This window comes from Edaphobacter sp. HDX4, from assembly GCF_036877565.1.
Taxonomy (GTDB): Bacteria; Acidobacteriota; Terriglobia; order Terriglobales; family Acidobacteriaceae; genus Edaphobacter.
The window spans coordinates 1-18,227 of sequence record NZ_JAEDXW010000030.1 but is presented as its reverse complement, the minus strand read 5'-3'; the positions used below and the strand labels follow the sequence as shown (position 1 = coordinate 18,227).

Sequence of the window (18,227 nt, the reverse complement as noted above, 5' to 3'; positions counted from 1 at the left end):
TTCATTTCCAAATGCTGAGTGTCGCGAATCTCGCATCGAAGAACGAGAGGAGGATCGACCATGAAAGCAGTCGTTTTTTACGACGTGGGCGATATACGCCTGGAGAATGTCGCCGAGCCAAAGATTCAGCAGCCGGAAGACGCAATTGTGCGCATCACTTCTTCCGCGATCTGCGGGACGGACCTGCACTTTATCCGCGGAACCATGTCAGGGATGAAGAAGGGCCGCATCCTTGGCCATGAGGCGGTAGGGATCGTGGAAGAGGTCGGCAACGCGGTGAGGAACTTCCGCAAAGGCGATCGCGTCATTATTCCGTCCACTGTAGGTTGCGGAAGCTGTAACTACTGTCGTGCCGGCTACTATGCGCAGTGCAATCGCGCCAATCCCGGCGGCCCTCTGGCCGGGACAACGTTCTTTGGCGGACCGGAGGATGCCGGCGGTCTGGATGGTCTGCAGGCCGAGTATGCGCGGGTTCCCTTCGCTGCAACGAATCTAGTCATGCTGCCGGAGGAGATCTCTGACGACCAGGCCATCATGATGAGCGATATCCTGCCGACCTCGTATCAGGCCGCCAGCATGGCTGAGATCAACTCGGGAGATACCGTTGCCATCTTCGGCTGCGGTCCGGTGGGAATGATGGCCATCGCATGCGCTCAGCATCTCGGTGCAGGCCGCGTATTTGCCATCGACCAGGTGGCCTCGCGGCTGGAGATGGCAAGGAAGCACGGCGCCGAAGCGATCGACTTCAGCAAAGAGAGTCCGGTGGAGGTGCTCCGCGAACTTACCATGGGCTCTGGCCCGGATCGCGTCATCGATGCGGTCGGAGTCGATGCCACCTGCGGCTCCGCAAAGCAGCAGGAGAAGAAGAAGTTCGAAGCTGAGATGAAAGAGATCGACCCGCATGCCAACGATGCGAAGAAGAAGGGATGGTGGCTCGGGGGAGCTCCTACGCAGGCGCTGGAGTGGGCCGTGGAGTCTGTCGCGAAAGCCGGGACGCTCTCGGTCATCGGAGTGTATCCGCCCACGCTGAACTCCTTCCCGGTGGGGCAGATGATGAACAAGAACCTTACCGTCAAGTCAGGGAACTGCAATCACCGCAAGTACCTGCCGCGACTGGTTGAGCTTGTTCGTTCAGGTGTCATCCGTCCGGAGCAGTACTTTACGCAAAAGATAGGTGTGACCTCCGCAATCGACGCCTATCATCACTTCGATCAGCACGAGCACGGCTGGCTGAAGGTCAAGCTGGAGCCCGCCGCCGCTGAAAAGGCGGCCTAAAAAGAGATCGAAATGGAAAAGGTCTTCGAGTTTTCTCGAAGACCTTTTTTTCTTTCTCGGGAACAGGCTGCGGCTAGTTGAAGCCTCTCCGCGTACGGTTGCGTGGATTGAATTCGTCCTGCTCGCGCTCGCGCACGCGCTCCGCGTACTGCGAAGCCTGCTCAGTACGCTGCTTCTTCTCTGCTGCCGTGAAGACTCTCTCCTCCGCCCGGCTGATGCGCTTATGCGCCGTCATGCCTTCCAGCAGAAACTCTGCGGCGCTCACGGTCACCTCGGCATCGGATGTGCCGTTGACATTCAGCGGAGAAAGCTTATCGAGCAGTCCCTGGATCTGCTTGAGCTCGCCGAGCGACGCCGCTGCAGGCTGAGTGTCGTTCAACTGGACCGTGCCACCCAGGTTGAACCACTCTTCAATCTGCTGCGTGTCGGTCCCGGCGAAGTACTTGTCGAAGACCTGCGCAACGGCGAGCCGGATAATCTCGCGAACGACGGTATCGGCACCTCGCATCTCGCCTTCATACTCGAGCTCGATCTTTCCGGTGATGCCTGGAAGCGCGGCATAGATATCGCCGATGCGCGGCACCGCCAGCTCCTCTCCATGAAGGAGCGCACGTCGTTCCGCATTCGACAGGACCAGCTCCATCGTCGTGATGGGCAGTCGCTGAGAGACGCCGGAGCGCTTGTCGACCTTCTTGTCCTCGCGTGCGCTGAAGGCGATCTGCTCTACCACCTGCCGGACATAGTGCGGTATCTCGATCTTCGCTGCCGGACGGTCTGACCATGCCTCCTGCGTGGTGATGCGGATGCCTTCTTCGATGTCCTCGGGGTAGTGGGTGCGGATCTCCGAGCCGATGCGATCCTTCAGCGGCGTAACGATCTTCCCGCGCGCGGTGTAGTCCTCCGGGTTGGCGCTGAAGACGATAGCCACATCGAGAGGAAGCCGCACAGGATAGCCCTTAATCTGCACGTCTCCTTCCTGCATGATGTTGAACAGGGCGACCTGGATCTTGCCGGCCAGGTCGGGAACCTCGTTGATGGCAAAGATTCCGCGATTCGCGCGGGGGAGCAGACCATAGTGCATGGTCAGCTCGGAACCGAGGTCCTGGTTTGAGCGGGCCGCCTTGATCGGATCGATATCGCCCACCAGGTCGGCAACCGTAACGTCCGGGGTCGCCAGCTTCTCTACAAAGCGGTCCTCCTGGTTGAGCCATGCGATTGGGGTCTCATCGCCCAGCTTCGCAATCAGATCGCGGGAGTACTTGCTGATGGGCGCGTAAGGATTGTCTCGAACCTCGGATCCGGCGACATAGGGGATCTGCGGATCGAGGAGCGTAGTCAGGGCCCGCAGGATGCGCGATTTGGCCTGTCCGCGGAGTCCCAGCAGGATGAAGTTGTGTTTGGAGAGAATGGCGTTCACGATCTGAGGAACGACCGTGTCCTCGTAACCGACGATTCCAGGGAAGATCGTCTCCCTGGAGCGCAGCCGGGCCATCAGGTTTTCGCGAAGCTCGTCCTTGACGCTGCGGGCCAGGCGTTCGGGAGTGAATTCGCTTTTACGGAGTGCGCCTAGAGTCGACGGGAGTAGATTCGCCATAATTCAAGTATAGACGCCAGCCGTGCCCGGAACGGCTCTAGTCCCGCCAGCAGAGCGCCGAGACCGACGGCAGGGCGGCTAACTCCCGCAGCACCTTGGGCGTATTCGGGTGCATCTGGTCCCGGTGAGGCCAGCGTAGTTCACAACTTAGGGATGCAAGCTCCGACTCCCGATAGCGAACAGTCCAGGTGCGGATCTCATAACCTGAACTCCGCAACCTCTGGCGAAGCTCCTCTTCTGTAGGACGTTCCGCCATCGTCGCCGCCTCAGGTGTGGCGAACTCCACAGAGAGACTGCCGGTGTGAAGCGTGGGGATGTGTCTCTCGACGCGTTTGAGGACCCACAGGATGATGAGCGCAAGACCCGTGCTGAAGGTAGCCAAGATGAGCTGACCTCCACCAAACAGCAGGCCGAGCACCGTCACGAACCATATCGTTGCAGCGGTGGTGACTCCGTGAATCAGGCCGTCCTTGCGCAGGATGGCTCCCGCACCGATAAATCCGATTCCCGACAGGATGCCAAGGGGAAGACGCATCAGGTCCAGAACCACGAAGGAGTTCGGAGCTTTTCCCGTTGTGTTCATCAGCTGGTTCGCCTGCAGCATAGCCAGAGTCGCGGCCAGGCAGACCAGCATGGTCGTACGAATCCCGAGACTCTTGCCTTGCTCGTCTCGGTTATAGCCGATGGCAAAGCTGGCAATGGTTGCCAGCAGGATTCGGAGGGCAATCTGCTCCCATGGCAGAACGACCGACATCTCTGGTTAGATGTGGAATCAACGGCGAAGGTCTTCCCGGAGGGCCTCCATCTCGGCCAGAGCGTGCTGGTTACCGGTGCGGTTGGCTGCAGCGATTCCGCTGTGCAGGCGCTCCAGCGCATCTTTCGTGCGGCCCTGCTTGGCGAGGGTCTGCGCCGACATCTGGTAGGCGGGAACGTAGTCGGGATTGTGCTCGATCGAGCGGGCAAACTCGATGAGAGCGGCGTCGACGTTTCCACTGGAAAGATGAGCCATTGCCAGCCCATAGCGGGCGAACGCATCTTTCGGGTTCTGGTCGAGCACCTGGTTGAGAAGTGCGATTCTGTCCATCCGTTGATGTTCCGACGAGGCGACCCTCCTTGGCAAGCCGGTCAAAGGCTCATGGTCGGATTACACTGGTAGAAATGAGCGAAGTCGTCCTGGAAAGAGCGGTAAGTGAGTCGCAGTCTGAACGCAGCGAGATTATTTTTCCTTCCGACGCAAATGCCCTCGGGAATCTCTTTGGCGGTCGGCTTATGCAATACATCGACCTGGTAGGAGCCATGGCTGCCAGCAGGCACGCCCGGGCGATTACGGTGACGGCCAGCATGGATCACCTGGACTTTGTCGCTCCGGTTCGCGTAGGTGATCTGCTGATCCTCAAGGCAAGTGTCAACCGTGCGTACCGCACCTCCATGGAAGTGGGCGTGAAAGCCATGGTCGAGGACGTCCGTCATAACCGGATGCGTCACGTCTCCTCGGCTTATCTGACGTATGTGGCTATGGATAAAGATGGAAACCGGCTCATGGTTCCGCAGGTGATTCCTCAGACGGAACACCAGAAGCGCCGGTATGAGGACGCCGGTCGCCGACGCGAGATGCGGGCCGGTGAGACACTTCGCAAAAAAGAGATACGTGCCGCCCTCGGCGACGAATGGCACGTCTGAAGATCAGGAAGGATTGTTTATGGGACATATGGGAGCAGGAGTTCCGCCGGCACCGCAGCCGTTGCCGGGAGTAGCGCACGTCGTAGCCATTGGTAGCGGCAAGGGTGGGGTAGGCAAGACCACGGTCGCGGTTAACCTCTCGGTGGCTCTGGCCCGGCTGGGGTACAAGGTTGGTCTGATCGATGCCGATATCTACGGGCCCAACGTTCCAACCATGTTGGGAGCGACACGGCAGCCCAACATCGTAGGAGAGAACCGAATTGAGCCGATTCTGGCTCACGGTGTGAAGTTCATCTCGATCGGTCTGATCTCGCCCGGCGACAAGCCCCTGGTGATGCGCGGACCGATGCTGCACCAGATCATCCGCCAGTTTCTGCAGCAGGTGGAGTGGGGCGAGCTTGATTTCCTGATCGTCGACCTGCCTCCGGGAACGGGAGACGTGGTCATCTCGCTGGTCCAGACGGTCCCCCTGACAGGCGCCGTGGTCGTCTCTACGGGTTCGAACGTCGCTCTGGAAGACGCTCGCAAGGCCCTCGAGATGTTCCACCAGGTAAAGGTCGAGGTGCTTGGGATGGTCGAGAACATGTCCCAGATGACCTTGCCCTCCGGAGAAGTGATCGATGTCTTCGGCGCGGGAGGCACCGAGCGCACTGCAGCCCAGTTCGGTCTGGACTTTCTCGGAGCGCTGGAGCTGAACCCTGCGATCCGCGAGGGAGGGGACAAGGGACTTCCGATTGCGCTTGCCGGGCCCGATTCCAAGCTATCGGCGGAGGTCTATGCCGTGGCGCGGCGGGTGGCAGACAAAGCCAAAGAGGTTGCGTCTAAGAGTGAGAACGTCTTCGAGATCAGCTAGGCTGCAGCGCTCCGCTTGACGGGGACGCGATAGACTGGTCTCGACGGGGGTACGAGATGGCAGACACAGTGCGGATTACGGTTCGGCAACGTGCCATTCTGACCGCCATCATCGAGAGCTATATCGAGACGGGGGAGCCGGTGGGCTCCGGCACGATTGCTCGTCTGCAAAGCCGGGATGTCTCCGGAATGAGCCCGGCGACCATCCGGAACGAGATGGCCGAACTCGCAGAGGCGGGACTCCTCGAGCAGCCGCACACCTCTGCCGGAAGAGTGCCTACGGCGCAGGCCTTTCGGATCTACGTGGAACAGCTGACAGAACGCGTCCAGCCCGCCGGACGTGCCGAACGGTTGCCCGCGCGGTCGCGACAGCAGATCGACCGGAGCTTCGTCGGAGTTGCCGGAACCCAGGCTGTCCTGGAGCGAACCTCTCACGTGCTGGCTATGCTCTCGAGCGGCGTAGGGGTGGCGATCGCAGCAGCAACAGAGGGCGATCTGCTGGAACATGTCCACTTTTCACGGCTGGCCCCTACGAGCGTTCTGGCTGTCGTCGTGACACGTTCCGGCATGGTGCGGGATCGAGTGCTGGCGCTGGATCGCGATCTTTCGCTGGGAGAGCTGGAGATTGCGGCGAACTTCCTCAACGAGAACTTCCGGGGCTGGGGCATCGAAGACGTTCGCATCGAACTCGCGAGGCGGGTCGAGGAGGAACGCAGCGAATACCAGAGGCTCCTGGAATCGGTGCGGCAACTCTGGGGTAAGGCAGTTCCGGCGGCGCAGGCTTCAATGCCCCCGGTTTATGTGGAGGGCGTGGCCAACCTGGTTGGCTCTCGTGTCGATGGCGAACGCCTGCGGGAGATGCTTGGAGCTCTGGAGGCGAAACAGCGTCTCGTAGAGCTTTTGAACGCCTATATCGATACGCAGCAGGAGAGTGTCCGGGTCGTCTTCGACCTGGAAGAGCAGGCTCCCCAAATGGCTGGCCTTGTGCTCATTGCCGCCCCCGCCCGAATGGCAGGGGAGAACAGGGGCACTATCGGGGTGATCGGTACTCCCCGGATGGATTATGAGAACACGATGAACGCGGTCAGCTACCTGTCGCGCGTCTTCGATCGGGTGATGCTGCATCCTTCTGAACAGTAGGAGCTTCCGTTAGAACTCCGCGGGGCCTGACTCGGGCTTGCACAATCAGCGATAATAGAAGAGGAAACCAGATATGAGGAGACATGATCCCATGCAGGATGAGACGACTGTGCAGGCTGTACAGGAGGGCGAAGTTGTCGCCGGCTCTCCGGAAGAGCCAGTGCAGGAAGGGGCTTCCGCCCAGCAGGCGGAGCTGCAACAGGTAAAGGGTGAGCGCGACCAGCTTCTGGATAGGCTGGCGCGGCTGCAGGCCGAGTTTGATAACGCGCGCAAGCGTGAGGCGAAAGAGCGCCAGGATGCGCGGGATTACGTAGTTTCGAGCACGGTAGAGCCATTCCTGGGAGTGATGGATAACTTCCAGCTCGCTCTCAAGGCTGAGGGCTCACTCGAGCAGCTGCGGGCCGGAGTGGAGTTGATTCTAAAGCAGATGGAAGACGCTCTGAAGAGCCTGAACGTGGTTCCGGTCGAGAGTGTCGGGGCGCAGTTCGATCCCCGGGTCCATGAAGCTTTGGCAAGCGTTGAAACCAAGGAGTTCCCCGATCATCAGGTATTAGAGGAGATCCGGCGGGGCTACAAGGTTCGGGAGAAGCTTCTCCGGCCCGCTCTGGTGAAGATTGCTTCCAATTCGTCAGTCGTCAGTGAGTAACCACCAAAACTGCGATTGAGGGTTATCGATTTCAGAAGGTTCTAAAGGATGAGTGCGACGGCAAACGTGACCAAAGTCGATTTTTACGAAGTGTTGAGCGTCTCCCGGGACGCCTCGGACCAGGAACTGAAGACGGCCTATCGCAAGCTGGCGATGCAGTACCACCCTGATCGTAATCCCGGCGATCACGCGGCCGAAGAGAAGTTCAAGGAGTGCAGCGAGGCGTACCAGGTGCTGAGCGATCCGGAAAAGCGTGCAGCCTACGATCGCTACGGGCATGCCGCGTTCAGCGGAAGCTCGAGCGGCAATGGCGGCAGCCCGTTCGGCGGCGGCTTCGGTGGCGCGCAGGACCTTGGCGACATCTTCGGCGACCTGTTCGGCGAGATGTTCAACATGGGCGGATCGGCCCGGGGCGGCAAAGCCTCGCGGGTCCAGCGCGGCCGTGATCTTCGCTATGACCTGACCCTTGAGTTCGAGGAGGCGGTCTTCGGGATGGAGCGGGAGATCAAGATCCGCCGCAACGAGACCTGCACGGAGTGTCATGGGACCGGGGCGGCCAAGGGAAAACAGCCCACAACCTGCACTCAATGCGGTGGCCGAGGCCAGCAGAGGTTCCAGCAGGGATTCTTCTCCGTCGCCAAGACCTGTTCTGCATGCGGTGGGACGGGAACCCTCATAACTGACCCCTGCTTCAACTGCCATGGCGAGACCAGGGTGCAGGCGGAGCATACGATTCTGGTGAAGGTTCCGGCAGGCGTCGAGCAGGATACACGAATCCGCTACCAGGGCGAGGGAGAGGCTGGCAGGTTTGGCGGTCCCTCGGGCGACCTGTATGTCGTCTTGAATGTGAAGCCGCACAAATTCTTCGAGCGCGATGGTGACGACCTGCACTGCGTCATGCCGATCTCGTTCCCTCAGGCTGCCCTGGGAACTGAACTCGATATCCAGACCCTTGAAGGAACCGAGGTCATCCGGATTCCGGAGGGAACGCAGAGCGGTAAAGAGTTCCGGCTACGCGGCAAGGGTGTACCGCACCTGAACGAGCGCGGGAAGGGCGACCTGATCGTTGAGATCCGCGTTCAGACTCCGGCGAAGCTAACGAAGCAGCAAAAGGATCTTCTGAAGCAACTGGGTGATTCCATGAACGTGGAAAATATTCCGACATCTCGCGGGCTGTTCGATAAGGTCAAGGAAATGTTTAACTAAACACTTCATATTATTGAATGCATTGCATTTGCTGTCTTATCTCCCATCCTTTTGCAGCACGCCTTCAGAGCGTAAACAATAGATGAAGGCCCCGATTAAAGTATCGGGGCCTTCATTTTGGCGCAGGCTAAATGGCTGCGATGGTTGACTGGCGGAAATACCTGTTGATTTGGGGACAACTGCCGATGACGGGAAGGACAGAGATGGCGTCTCAAAGGTGAGGCTCCCGTGCCTATGTCCGTCGGTGTCGCTCCGCTCAGTAGGGGAAGACAATCGAACTTCTCAATTTTCCATTGATTTTGATGCTTGCGACCTATAGAACAGTTGCTGCATCCAATAGCTAATAATCTGATAGAAGGACACTCAATGGCAAGCGATTTCGTAAGTGTGATCAAACCGACAGTAAAGAATCCGGAGGGGGGCGAGAGCGCGAACGGTAAACTTCCAGTTCCGGTATTGCCAGTTCGGGACACGGTTCTCTTCCCGCATGCGGTCCTTCCTCTGACGGTAGGGCGCGAGAGCAGTATTCAACTTATTCAGTCTCTGGGAGAGGAGAAGTCGATCCTCGTGGTGGCCCAGCGGGACGCCCGTCAGGACACCCCAGTTGCTGCCGATCTCTATGCGGTTGGCACCCGCGCGACCGTACACAAGGTCGTGAAGATGCCGAACCAGAGCCTGTTTGTCTTCACGGAGGGCAATGAGCGCGTTACCCTGGGCGAGTTCACCCAGCTGCAGCCATTCATGCTGGCCGAGTTTGAGGCCATCCCCGAGACGGAGCCTCGGCAGTCTCCCGAGTCGGAGGCGCTGCAGCGGAACGTGGTGAGCCAGTTCCAGCAGATCGTAAGCTCTTCGCCGACCCTGTCGGACGACCTGCAGACGATCGCGATCAATATCGAGGAACCAGGACGTCTCGCCGACTTTATCTCGGCTTCCTTGCCGTTTCTGACGACGACGGACAAGCAGGAGCTTCTGGAGACGCCGGACGTAACCAAGCGCCTGGAGCGCATCAATCAGCACTTGGCCAAGGAGCTCGAGGTTCAGCAGCTCAGGAATAAGATTCAGACCGAGGTGCAGGACTCGGTGCAGCAGTCGCAGCGGGATTACTACCTGCGCGAGCAGCTGAAGGCGATCCAGAAGGAACTCGGGGACGTAGACGAGACCCAGAAGGACATCGCCGAGCTGAAGGAGAAGATCGAGTCGGCCGGCATGCCGGAAGAGGTCAAGAAGGACGCCCTGAAGGAGCTTGCCCGTCTCAGCCGGATGAACGCGATGGCGGCGGACTACAGCCTGACTCGTAACTATGTGGAATGGCTGGCGGTCCTGCCCTGGGCGAAGAGCTCAGCGACCGAGGTCGACATCCTGAAGGCGAAGGAGATTCTGGACACGGACCACTACGGTCTGAAGAAGGTGAAGGACAGAATCCTTGACTACCTCTCCGTTCGGCGCCTGAAGCCGGATATGAAAGGGCCGATCCTCTGCTTTGTCGGACCTCCAGGCGTGGGTAAGACTTCGCTGGGCCGATCGATTGCAAAGGCACTCGGACGCAAGTTCTCGCGTATCTCACTCGGCGGCATGCACGACGAGGCGGAGATTCGTGGGCACCGGCGGACCTACATCGGCGCGCTGCCCGGACAGATCATTCAGCACCTGAAGAGGGTGGAGGTGAATGACCCGGTCTTCATGCTGGATGAGATCGACAAGCTGGGACGCGACTTCCGAGGAGATCCTGCGAGCGCGCTGCTCGAAACGCTCGACCCGGAACAGAACAACACGTTCCGCGACAACTATCTCGATCAGCCGTTCGATCTGAGCAAGGTTCTGTTCATCTGCACAGCCAACCAGCTGGACACGATTCCGGGACCTCTGCTGGATCGCATGGAGATCATCGAATTGACGGGTTATACCGAAGAGGAGAAGGTCAATATCGCGGAACGGTACCTGATTCCGAGGCAGTTGAAAGAGAACGGCGTCGATACTGCGATGCTGGACTTCCCGACGGAGAGTGTGGCGCTGGTAGCGCGGCACTATACGCGTGAGGCAGGTGTTCGCAGACTTGAGCAGCAGATTGGAACGGTGTGCCGCAAGGTCGCTCGCAGAATCGCCGAGGGTAAGACCGAGAAGATTACGGTTACGCCGGAGGTGATCCACGAGTTCCTGGGCGGAATCAAGGTTCGTGTAGATACGGAGATCGCGGAACGTACGAAGCGTCCGGGCGTCGCTGTAGGCCTGGCGTGGACTCCAGCGGGAGGCGACGTGCTCTTCATCGAGGCGAACAAGATGAAAGGCAAGGGTGGCTTCACCATCACGGGTCAGATTGGCGACGTGATGAAAGAGAGCATGCAGGCCGCTTTGACCTGGGTACGCTCGAACGCTGGTAAGTTCGGCCTGGAAGAAGACTTCACGAAGGACACGGATATCCATATTCACGTTCCAGCGGGAGCGATTCCGAAGGACGGACCTTCAGCTGGCGTTACGATGGCGACTGCACTGGTGAGTCTGCTGACGGACACCCCGGTACACCCGCTCACGGCGATGACTGGTGAGATAACTCTGAGCGGTAATGTGCTGCCGGTCGGAGGCATCAAGGAGAAGTTCCTTGCGGCCAAGCGCGCGGGAGTGCGGGACGTGATTCTGCCTCTGGAGTGCAAGACCCAGGTGGACGAGGACCTGACACCGGATCAGATCGAACACGTGAGGATCCACTACGCTACGCGGATTGAAGAGGTACTGGCGGTCGCGTTGCCTACGACGGTGCAGGAGGAAGCTGAGGATGAGGCAGTGCGCGAAGAGGTTCTTCACGCTACGGCCTAAGGGATGTGGCAGGTATAATTCGGTCGGAGCAATTATGCGCGATACACAGAACGACGAAAAAGAAGGCTAGTAGCGGCTCCACTGAGCGAGAAGTCGATGCTCGTGGAGCCCGGCTGGAATGTTTGTGGCTTCATAGACATAACCATTCCAGCCGGTCTGCTGGTCTTTTCCTTGTGTAAGAGAGTGAGGTCGACCGTTGGTTACGACCTCGCACGAAAGATTCCCTCCGCTGTGATCTTCGAGATAGACCTCGATCCGCACACTCTTTGTTACTTCTGCCGATTTGAATCGGGACTCGAGACGCTCGCTTCCGGTGTTGAAGATCTGCAAGAAGTAACCAGGCCATTTGCAGGAGAGTTGTAGGGTGCGGGGGGGATCGCCAGGTTCGAGACGAGGAAGAAAGTAGATACAGACGCTCTTCTGCCGGGACTGGTTCTCTGTTTGGAGGTAGGTGACAGGTGAGGCTGCAGTGGCGTTGGTGATGTCAGTCACTCGGAACTGGATATCGCTGAGGTACTCCATGGGAGTGGCGTGGTCGGAGGGGATGAAGGAGCTCTCCCAGAAGTGGACCGGTTTGCTGTTGGCCTTCATCTGGTACTCGCGAAGAATATCTGTAGAGAAGTCTTTGCTGATGCGGTAGATGATTCTGGCGCGCTCGATGGTTTTGATGGTGTGGCTGGAGTCGGGTGTCTGCTGTTCGCGGATTCTGGCGGCGGCGTTCATCATGCCGTCGATGCAAGCCTTGGCGCGCCCATTGGACTCTTTGAGGTCGGAGACGGCTTTCTCGTGAGCCGCGACGAGGCCGGCTTCGTTTCCGCGTTGCAGCTTCGCGTGCAGCAGAAGAACGGATAGGGTGAGGAGGCCGGTAATGGCGAGGCCCAGGACGATGAGAAACCAGAGGCGGGGCTCGGGTTCGCCATTCACTTCGTAAACGCCAAACTTAACAAATTTGGACAGGAACTCTGTTCCCTGGGTCGTTCCGTGGACTAGTTCGATGATTACAAAGACGAGGCTAACGCCAAAAAGTGCAGCGCCGGCGACGGTCATTTCATTCAGCTTCCTGAATTTTTCACGAATCTCATTCAGTTCCACGTGGCACCCGTCTTATTGAGATTGTTCGCTTTGGTTGGCAAGAATATCAGATGCCTGAGTTATCGAGGCGGCAGAACAGGAAACACGATGTTGACGATAGGGCATTCAACACTGGCGATTGAAGCGTTTGTGCGAGCGCTGAAGCAGAACGGCGTGGAGACGCTGGTAGACGTCCGGAGATTTCCGGGGTCGAGAAGACATCCGCAGTTTTCGCAGGCGACGTTGTTCGCTTCGCTGAAGACGGTGGGGATTGAGGGAGTGTGGCGCGAAGGCCTGGGAGGACGGCGGAGGGGGCTGCAGGAGAGCGTGAATACCGGGTGGAGGAACGAGAGCTTTCGCGGATATGCGGACTACATGCAGACTCAGGCGTTTGCCGTGGAGATCGAGTGGCTCGCGGGCCTAGCGGAGATAGAGAAGACGGTGGTCATGTGCGCGGAGGCGTTGCCGTGGAGGTGCCATCGGTCGTTAATTGCGGATGCGATGGTGGCGCGAGGGGTAGAGGTGGAGGATGTGTTTGTGAAGCCGGATGGGGAGAGCACGCGAAAGTCGCATGCGTTGACGGCATTTGCCCAGGTGCGGGACGGCAGAGTGTGGTATCCGAAGGAGCCAGTGCTCTTTGGGTAGGCTCCTTCGGAAAGCTACTCAACAGGGCCTTGACGCGATGAAGTGTTCTGGATCCGGGCATCGTAGATTCGCATTTGCCGGACGACGATTTCATTCGCCTTCAGGATCGCTTTCTGCGCCGTGGCATCCAGTTGATCCCAAGTCCTGAAGGTGTCCGTCTGCTGAATCGAGGATGTGTCTATTTGCCCATTTCGATCGACCATGGCGGCAAAGAGGATCTGAACGGACTTCTGGCCTGGTTCAATTTTGACCTGGCGGATGCGGTATCCGATGTCTTTGCAGGCGTCCAAATGCTCTGCATCGCCCATCCCCCAGCTTGTCTGGTTAGCGCGACAGGCCGCAGCGGTCTTGTAGCGAGTGAACAGAGACAGGGTGTAGATTCCCCGGATTTCGAAATCGGAGTAGTTGCGACTGAGCCAGTCGTTTGCTGTGACGTCGGGAATGTAGATTTCGATGTCGTTGTCGGAGGCAAGGAGAAGAGGGGAGCTCCACTGCTGGGTTTCATCGTAGACCGAGATCGGCTTGCCGAAGGGGCCACGCTGGACGACCTGCTGGCCGAAGCTGAGGGCCGGAAAGAGAAGGAGCAGCAGGAGTGCGGCTCTGAAGGTGTGGAAGGATCGACGCGTATGCAAGTCCATGGGGAGTCCCGTTTCTCAGCTCAAATATATAGGGGGAAGATATTCCCTGGCTGCGAAAGTGCGCCGCGCATCGGTAAAAGGCAGGCAATCTTTGGTTGAGTTTGGCTTCGGTTGAGTTTGGGATGTTGCAGGGGTTGAGCCGTCCAACCGCTGTGCTCGCGTGTTCTTTTGGAGATATGAAGGTACGGTTCTTCATTTTGGAGTTCTGTTTGGGCTAGGAGAGAGATGCGGTTTTGGCTTGGAGATTGTCCAGTTCCTTACGAAGCTGGGAGATCACCAGACGTTCCCGGTCATCCTGCTGCTCGCGCTCAGCCACATCGAGAACGCGGCGAAGGCTGGCCATCACGAAGCGGTCTGCGGCGGCATAGATCGCGATGTGGGGCACGGTCTCTTTGAGGACATCCGTCAGATTGGGGGTAGAAAGAACGAGCCGAAGCTCGCCACTTTTGTCCTCACGCATCTCGGAGACTCGCGGCCGCTTGGCGAGGACAGCGATGCCGCTGGCAACCTTGTCGATGCCGTTGACGGCGGTGAAGGGATCGTTGATGCCAGGGGAGAGCGCACGGATGATGACGTCGGTGAGTTGCTGAAACTGGTATCGGATGTCCTGGAGTGGGGTCCGCTCTCCTCCAAAGAGAAAGCAGCCGAGGATGTTGTGTTCAGTCTCTTCCTTGACCTCTCTGGTGCCCCAGAGATGGGCGAGAGGGTCGCCCTGCACCAGATGGTCGCCGGGGGCGGGGGAGAGCTCGATGATGAGGTTGCAGTCGGAGGCGATCTCGAGAAGACGATCGAGATCGAGGGATTGAAGATATCCGGTTCTTGAAGAGGTGAGCGTGAGGCGTTCGCGATGGCGAAAGGCCTCAAAGGCGGGGGTATGGGGAAAAGGGTCTCCGGCCCCGGAGGGGTAGAGGCGCGGGATGGTGTCTTCGAGGTCTTCAGCGATTACGTTGACAATGTGCGAGGCTTGGATGGACGAGGATACGTGGTGAATGAAATAGACCAGAAGGATGAGACTGAAGACCGCCAGAACGATAGCCACGGTGACAGAGATGGCAGGTACGAAGCCGCTGGAGTTGTCGGTTCCGCGAATGGTCCTGACGACGAGGACGCTATAGAGGAATGTCGAGACGAAGGTTCCGAGGAGGATCTGGGTAACTTTGTCGCGCATGAAATTTCGAAGTACGCGAGAGCCGTATTGCTGCGAGGCGATTGAGAGGGCGACGGATGCGAGGGAAAAGGTCACGCTGGCAGCCGTGATCATGGATCCGGCAATCGTGCTCAGAAGGGAACGTGCACCGTCGGGGCCACCTGAGTAGGCCCAAGAGAAGGTTGTATCGACGCCGGGGTCGTAACGCTGATCGATGTACAGAAGGAAGACGGCGAGTGCTCCCGAGGCGAGGAGCATGAGGAGAGGGACGAACCAGAAGTTGGTCTCGAGAACTTCAAGGATCCTGTTCCAACGTGCACGCATGGCCGGTTGGATGCCAGTTTGCGGGACACGGGAAGACAAGGGCCGAACGGCGGCGGCGATGAGGCTGAAGGGTGATGTTCCGGCTGCCGAGACGTCCAACAGGCGGCCTCACGTATTCTTTTCTAGATATGAAGGTGCGGGTTCTTTATTTCGGAGTTCTGAAAGATATGGTTGGCCATCCCAGTGCGGAGATGGATCTACCCTCGGGATCGTCTGTGGGAACGCTGATAGAGATTCACGAAGGGCAAACGGCTGCGATGGGATTCCCGTGGAGGTCGATCGCCGCTGCGGTGAACCGGGAGTACGCGCAGGCCGGGGATCTTCTGCACGATGGAGATGAGGTGGCACTGCTTCCGCCCGTGAGTGGAGGATGGTTATGAAAGTCGAGATCGTGGATGAGGTGATTCCGGCGGCAGAGATTGTTGCGGAGCTGAAGGCCGGAGCCGACGGGGCGGTGTGTGTCTTCGATGGAATCGTGCGGGACAACACGCGCGGTCGCGGGACGCTGCACCTGGATTACGAAGCCTATCGTGAGATGGCGCTGAGCCAGATGCAGGCGCTGGCGCTTGAGGCAGTGACGAAGTTCGGGGTGCGGGATGTTGCTCTGGTCCACAGGCTGGGACGACTGGTTGTGGGTGAGACGAGCGTTCTGGTGGTCGTGGCTTCGGCACATCGCGGTGCTGCCTTTGACGCCTGTCGCTGGCTGATCGACACGCTGAAACGGACGGTTCCTATCTGGAAGAAAGAACAGTTCGTGGATGGAGCAATCTGGGCTGATGGAGAGCCCTTTCCAGAGGGCATAGCCGTTGTTCAGAAAGCTGAGGTGTCGGAGCGATCGGCTGATGGAGAGCCTTCCCCTGAAAGCACAGGCCTTCCTTCCGAGGTGGAGAAGGAGAAGATGTGAAGGGTCTGTTTGGGGTCACGGGATGGTTTCTGGGGGGGATGATGATGGCACAGGCGCCGGTCGTACGCCGGCCACCGATGCAGCCGGTGGAGCCGGATGCAGATCAGCAACAGGCGCCTCCACCGGCGGAGGGAGAGATTCCGACCATCCGTGTACAGTCACGCCTGGTGAACATTGCGGTCAACGTGATGGATAAGAACGGTGCTCCCGTGGGCGGCCTTGGGAAAGATGACTTTCAGATCCTGGAGGATGGCAAGCCGCAGAAGATTGCCTTTTTCGAAAAGGAGTTGTCCGCTCCGCTTTCAGTGGTGCTGGCGATCGATGCCAGCAAGAGTGTTCTGCGGGATGAGCAGCTAGAAAAGACTGCGGCGAAACACTTCGTCAATGCTCTACTACGCGATCAGGATGAGCTGGACCTGATGGACTTCTCCGATAGCGTGCGTGAGATCGTTCCGTTTACGAATCAGAAGAAACAGATCGAAAAGGGATTGAATGAGTTGCAACTCGGAGACGAGACGGCTCTCTATGACGCAATCTATCTGGCTTCGGACAGGCTCTCTCAGACGAGAAACGATGCCGGGCGTCGCCGCGTGGTGGTCGTGATCACGGACGGTGAGGACACTGCCAAGCGATCGCGCTATGGCCAAGCACTGGAACAGGCGCAGCGTGCAGGCGCAATGATTTACTCCATCATCGTTGTTCCTGTTTGGGAGGACGCGGGAAGGAATACCGGCGGAGAACACGCGCTGATCCAGATGGCGAACGATACGGGAGGGAAGTACTTCTATGTCGAAGACAAGAGGGACCTGGAGCCCGCATTTGCCCGCGTCTCAGACGATCTGAGGACGCAATATGTGCTGGGCTATTACGCTCCCCCTCGCAAGGGTGATGGCGCGTTTCGCTCGGTGCGGATAGCTATGAAAGATCCCGCTCTTCAGAGCAAATATCAGCTTCGGCATCGTACCGGATATTACGCGGACGTGCGTTGAGGCTAATCTCATCGCTCTCCGACGCTGAGATCAGGTAATCCGGGGATACGGTATGGCGCGCTGCCGGGTTGTGTCGTAGCAACAGGACAGCATTTAGAGTAGAAGGCGAGAGGATCTGCGTGAATCAATTCGAATTTGCAAACAAGGCCGAGGGGATCGCGCGTGAAGCCGGCGCGCTGCTGAAGAGCTTCTACGAGAAGGGTGTAACGCCGGAGTACAAGGGTGATGTCGACCTGGTCACGGAGGCGGATAAGAGCAGCGAGAAGCTGATAAGGCAACGACTTCAGGAGACTTTTCCGGGCCATGGTATCTACGGCGAGGAAGGCACACGCGACGCTCTGGACAGTGAGTATCGCTGGTATGTCGACCCACTGGACGGGACGACGAACTTCGCGCATGGATTTCCGGCGTTTGCCGTGGTGCTAGGCCTGGAACATCGGCCTGCGGGGCTGAAGCAGGACGAGGACGGTGTCTTGATCGCGGGCGTGATCTACGATCCGTTGCGGAACGAGATGTTCCTCACCGAGCGTGGAAAGGGCGCGTGGCTAAACGGCAAGCAGATCCATGCTTCGAAGACAAAGACGCTACAGGAGTCGCTGACGTCTACGGGCTTTCCGAGCCACAAACGGCATCTGAACCCGAACGCCTATTTCTATTACCAGATCACGTTGCGTTCGCATGGCGTAAGGCGCGCAGGCTCCGCGGCTCTGGACCTGGCGTATGTAGCGTCCGGACGATTGGATGGATTCTGGGAGTTCAACCTGAATCCGTGGGATACGTCGGCGGGCGTCCTGCTGGTTACGGAGGCAGGAGGAACGGTGTCGCATTTTGATGGCGGCAAGTTCACGCTCGACAGCCGCGAGGTGCTGGCGACCAACGGGCTGATCAAGGACGAGATGGTCCACATCTTCAGCGAGATGTTCGCCGGAAGAGAGCTGGATCCAATTCCGACACCTCAGGAGTTTGCAGCGCGTAGAGCGGCTGAAGGCAGATAGCTGGTCGTCCCTGATCGGTTGGTTATGAGTCGCTAGAGATTCAGACTAGCCAAGAGCCGTCATCCTGAGCGAAGCGGAAGAAACCGTTTATTTGCCTGCGGCGTTCATGGTACTCAGGGCTGAATACAGGGATTCTTCCGCTGTGCTCAGAATGACGGATTGGAAGGGTACACCGGAATGAGATCTGCTCTAGCTGGCTACGGAGATCTCTTCCTCGAGTCGCTGCTTCTCAAAGAGGCTGGTGTAGTAGCCGTTGCGGGTGATGAGCTCGTCGTGTGTGCCCAACTCCGCGATGCGGCCATCGACCAGA

General features: G+C 58.6%; 18 protein-coding genes. 12 read left to right on the top strand and 6 right to left on the bottom strand.

Annotated elements, in window-relative coordinates:
* Positions 1-60 precede the first annotated feature (60 nt).
* Positions 61-1,275 carry a zinc-dependent alcohol dehydrogenase gene (locus JAO29_RS20730; RefSeq protein WP_334270180.1) on the top strand — a complete coding sequence of 405 codons (1,215 nt, stop codon included), beginning with the start codon at positions 61-63 and terminating at the stop codon, positions 1,273-1,275.
* Positions 1,276-1,348: 73 nt separating this feature from the next.
* On the opposite strand, the gene JAO29_RS20725 is transcribed toward JAO29_RS20730, so the two are convergent.
* The 3 genes from JAO29_RS20725 to JAO29_RS20715 are packed head-to-tail and all read right to left on the bottom strand — an operon-like array spanning position 1,349 to position 3,953.
* Positions 1,349-2,869, bottom strand: coding sequence for a sigma 54-interacting transcriptional regulator (locus tag JAO29_RS20725; protein ID WP_334270179.1), 1,521 nt, complete (start codon positions 2,867-2,869; stop codon positions 1,349-1,351).
* Positions 2,870-2,906: 37 nt separating this feature from the next.
* Positions 2,907-3,623, bottom strand: coding sequence for an MgtC/SapB family protein (locus tag JAO29_RS20720; protein WP_334270178.1), 717 nt, complete (start codon positions 3,621-3,623; stop codon positions 2,907-2,909).
* A gap of 18 nt (positions 3,624-3,641) precedes the next feature.
* The gene (locus JAO29_RS20715; RefSeq protein ID WP_334270177.1) at positions 3,642-3,953 is read right to left on the bottom strand and encodes a tetratricopeptide repeat protein; all 312 of its coding nucleotides are present in this window, start codon (positions 3,951-3,953) and stop codon (positions 3,642-3,644) included.
* A gap of 74 nt (positions 3,954-4,027) precedes the next feature.
* On the opposite strand from JAO29_RS20715, the gene JAO29_RS20710 reads away from it, so the two are divergent.
* The 6 genes from JAO29_RS20710 to lon all read left to right on the top strand — a co-directional run bounded on the left by JAO29_RS20710 (position 4,028) and on the right by lon (position 11,204).
* Positions 4,028-4,549 carry an acyl-CoA thioesterase gene (locus tag JAO29_RS20710; protein ID WP_334270176.1) on the top strand — a complete coding sequence of 174 codons (522 nt, stop codon included), beginning with the start codon at positions 4,028-4,030 and terminating at the stop codon, positions 4,547-4,549.
* A 19-nt stretch (positions 4,550-4,568) separates the two neighbouring features.
* Positions 4,569-5,402 carry an Mrp/NBP35 family ATP-binding protein gene (locus JAO29_RS20705; RefSeq protein ID WP_334270175.1) on the top strand — a complete coding sequence of 278 codons (834 nt, stop codon included), beginning with the start codon at positions 4,569-4,571 and terminating at the stop codon, positions 5,400-5,402.
* A 56-nt stretch (positions 5,403-5,458) separates the two neighbouring features.
* Positions 5,459-6,541, top strand: coding sequence for a heat-inducible transcriptional repressor HrcA (gene hrcA, locus JAO29_RS20700; RefSeq protein WP_334270174.1), 1,083 nt, complete (start codon positions 5,459-5,461; stop codon positions 6,539-6,541).
* 73 nt (positions 6,542-6,614) lie between these two features.
* A complete protein-coding gene (locus tag JAO29_RS20695; protein WP_334270173.1) occupies positions 6,615-7,187 on the top strand; it encodes a nucleotide exchange factor GrpE in 573 nt (190 codons plus the stop codon).
* A gap of 48 nt (positions 7,188-7,235) precedes the next feature.
* Complete coding sequence (dnaJ, locus tag JAO29_RS20690; RefSeq protein ID WP_334270172.1) at positions 7,236-8,393, top strand: molecular chaperone DnaJ; 1,158 nt, start codon at positions 7,236-7,238, stop codon at positions 8,391-8,393.
* A gap of 366 nt (positions 8,394-8,759) precedes the next feature.
* The gene (gene lon, locus JAO29_RS20685) at positions 8,760-11,204 is read left to right on the top strand and encodes an endopeptidase La (RefSeq protein ID WP_334270171.1); all 2,445 of its coding nucleotides are present in this window, start codon (positions 8,760-8,762) and stop codon (positions 11,202-11,204) included.
* 66 nt (positions 11,205-11,270) lie between these two features.
* Here lon and JAO29_RS20680 read toward each other — a convergent pair whose 3' ends face one another.
* On the bottom strand, positions 11,271-12,251 hold the full coding sequence (locus JAO29_RS20680; protein WP_334270170.1) for a hypothetical protein: 981 nt from the start codon (positions 12,249-12,251) through the stop codon (positions 11,271-11,273).
* A gap of 132 nt (positions 12,252-12,383) precedes the next feature.
* Between JAO29_RS20680 and JAO29_RS20675 the strand changes: the two genes are divergently transcribed.
* Positions 12,384-12,920: a DUF488 domain-containing protein gene (locus JAO29_RS20675; protein ID WP_334270169.1), complete on the top strand. Its 537-nt coding sequence runs from the start codon at positions 12,384-12,386 to the stop codon at positions 12,918-12,920.
* A 14-nt stretch (positions 12,921-12,934) separates the two neighbouring features.
* Here the strand turns inward: JAO29_RS20675 and JAO29_RS20670 are convergent, their stop codons facing one another.
* A complete protein-coding gene (locus JAO29_RS20670) occupies positions 12,935-13,558 on the bottom strand; it encodes a hypothetical protein (RefSeq protein ID WP_334270168.1) in 624 nt (207 codons plus the stop codon).
* A gap of 214 nt (positions 13,559-13,772) precedes the next feature.
* A complete protein-coding gene (locus JAO29_RS20665) occupies positions 13,773-15,128 on the bottom strand; it encodes a DUF2254 domain-containing protein (RefSeq protein WP_334270167.1) in 1,356 nt (451 codons plus the stop codon).
* A 35-nt stretch (positions 15,129-15,163) separates the two neighbouring features.
* Here JAO29_RS20665 and JAO29_RS20660 point away from each other — a divergent pair, with 35 nt between their 5' ends.
* From JAO29_RS20660 to JAO29_RS20645, 4 genes are all read left to right on the top strand, one after another.
* A complete protein-coding gene (locus JAO29_RS20660) occupies positions 15,164-15,409 on the top strand; it encodes a MoaD/ThiS family protein (protein WP_334270166.1) in 246 nt (81 codons plus the stop codon).
* Positions 15,406-15,933, top strand: a complete 528-nt coding sequence (locus JAO29_RS20655) for a molybdenum cofactor biosynthesis protein MoaE (RefSeq protein WP_334270165.1) — start codon at positions 15,406-15,408, stop codon at positions 15,931-15,933. Before JAO29_RS20660 ends, JAO29_RS20655 begins: the two co-directional genes overlap by 4 nt.
* Positions 15,930-16,922: a VWA domain-containing protein gene (locus JAO29_RS20650; protein ID WP_334270164.1), complete on the top strand. Its 993-nt coding sequence runs from the start codon at positions 15,930-15,932 to the stop codon at positions 16,920-16,922. Before JAO29_RS20655 ends, JAO29_RS20650 begins: the two co-directional genes overlap by 4 nt.
* 119 nt (positions 16,923-17,041) lie before the next feature.
* Entirely contained in the window at positions 17,042-17,917 is an 876-nt protein-coding gene (locus JAO29_RS20645) for an inositol monophosphatase family protein (protein ID WP_334270163.1), read from the top strand.
* Positions 17,918-18,227: the final 310 nt, after the last annotated feature.

Coding starts and splice junctions, on each gene's coding strand:
- JAO29_RS20710 (WP_334270176.1), top strand. CDS start 4,028: ATGAGCGAAGTCGTCCTGGAAAGAGCGGTAAGTGAGTCGCAGTCTGAA.
- dnaJ (WP_334270172.1), top strand. CDS start 7,236: ATGAGTGCGACGGCAAACGTGACCAAAGTCGATTTTTACGAAGTGTTG.
- JAO29_RS20715 (WP_334270177.1), bottom strand. CDS start 3,953: ATGGACAGAATCGCACTTCTCAACCAGGTGCTCGACCAGAACCCGAAA.
- JAO29_RS20725 (WP_334270179.1), bottom strand. CDS start 2,869: ATGGCGAATCTACTCCCGTCGACTCTAGGCGCACTCCGTAAAAGCGAA.
- JAO29_RS20730 (WP_334270180.1), top strand. CDS start 61: ATGAAAGCAGTCGTTTTTTACGACGTGGGCGATATACGCCTGGAGAAT.
- JAO29_RS20680 (WP_334270170.1), bottom strand. CDS start 12,251: ATGACCGTCGCCGGCGCTGCACTTTTTGGCGTTAGCCTCGTCTTTGTA.
- JAO29_RS20675 (WP_334270169.1), top strand. CDS start 12,384: ATGTTGACGATAGGGCATTCAACACTGGCGATTGAAGCGTTTGTGCGA.
- JAO29_RS20670 (WP_334270168.1), bottom strand. CDS start 13,558: ATGGACTTGCATACGCGTCGATCCTTCCACACCTTCAGAGCCGCACTC.
- JAO29_RS20695 (WP_334270173.1), top strand. CDS start 6,615: ATGAGGAGACATGATCCCATGCAGGATGAGACGACTGTGCAGGCTGTA.
- JAO29_RS20705 (WP_334270175.1), top strand. CDS start 4,569: ATGGGACATATGGGAGCAGGAGTTCCGCCGGCACCGCAGCCGTTGCCG.
- JAO29_RS20655 (WP_334270165.1), top strand. CDS start 15,406: ATGAAAGTCGAGATCGTGGATGAGGTGATTCCGGCGGCAGAGATTGTT.
- hrcA (WP_334270174.1), top strand. CDS start 5,459: ATGGCAGACACAGTGCGGATTACGGTTCGGCAACGTGCCATTCTGACC.
- lon (WP_334270171.1), top strand. CDS start 8,760: ATGGCAAGCGATTTCGTAAGTGTGATCAAACCGACAGTAAAGAATCCG.
- JAO29_RS20720 (WP_334270178.1), bottom strand. CDS start 3,623: ATGTCGGTCGTTCTGCCATGGGAGCAGATTGCCCTCCGAATCCTGCTG.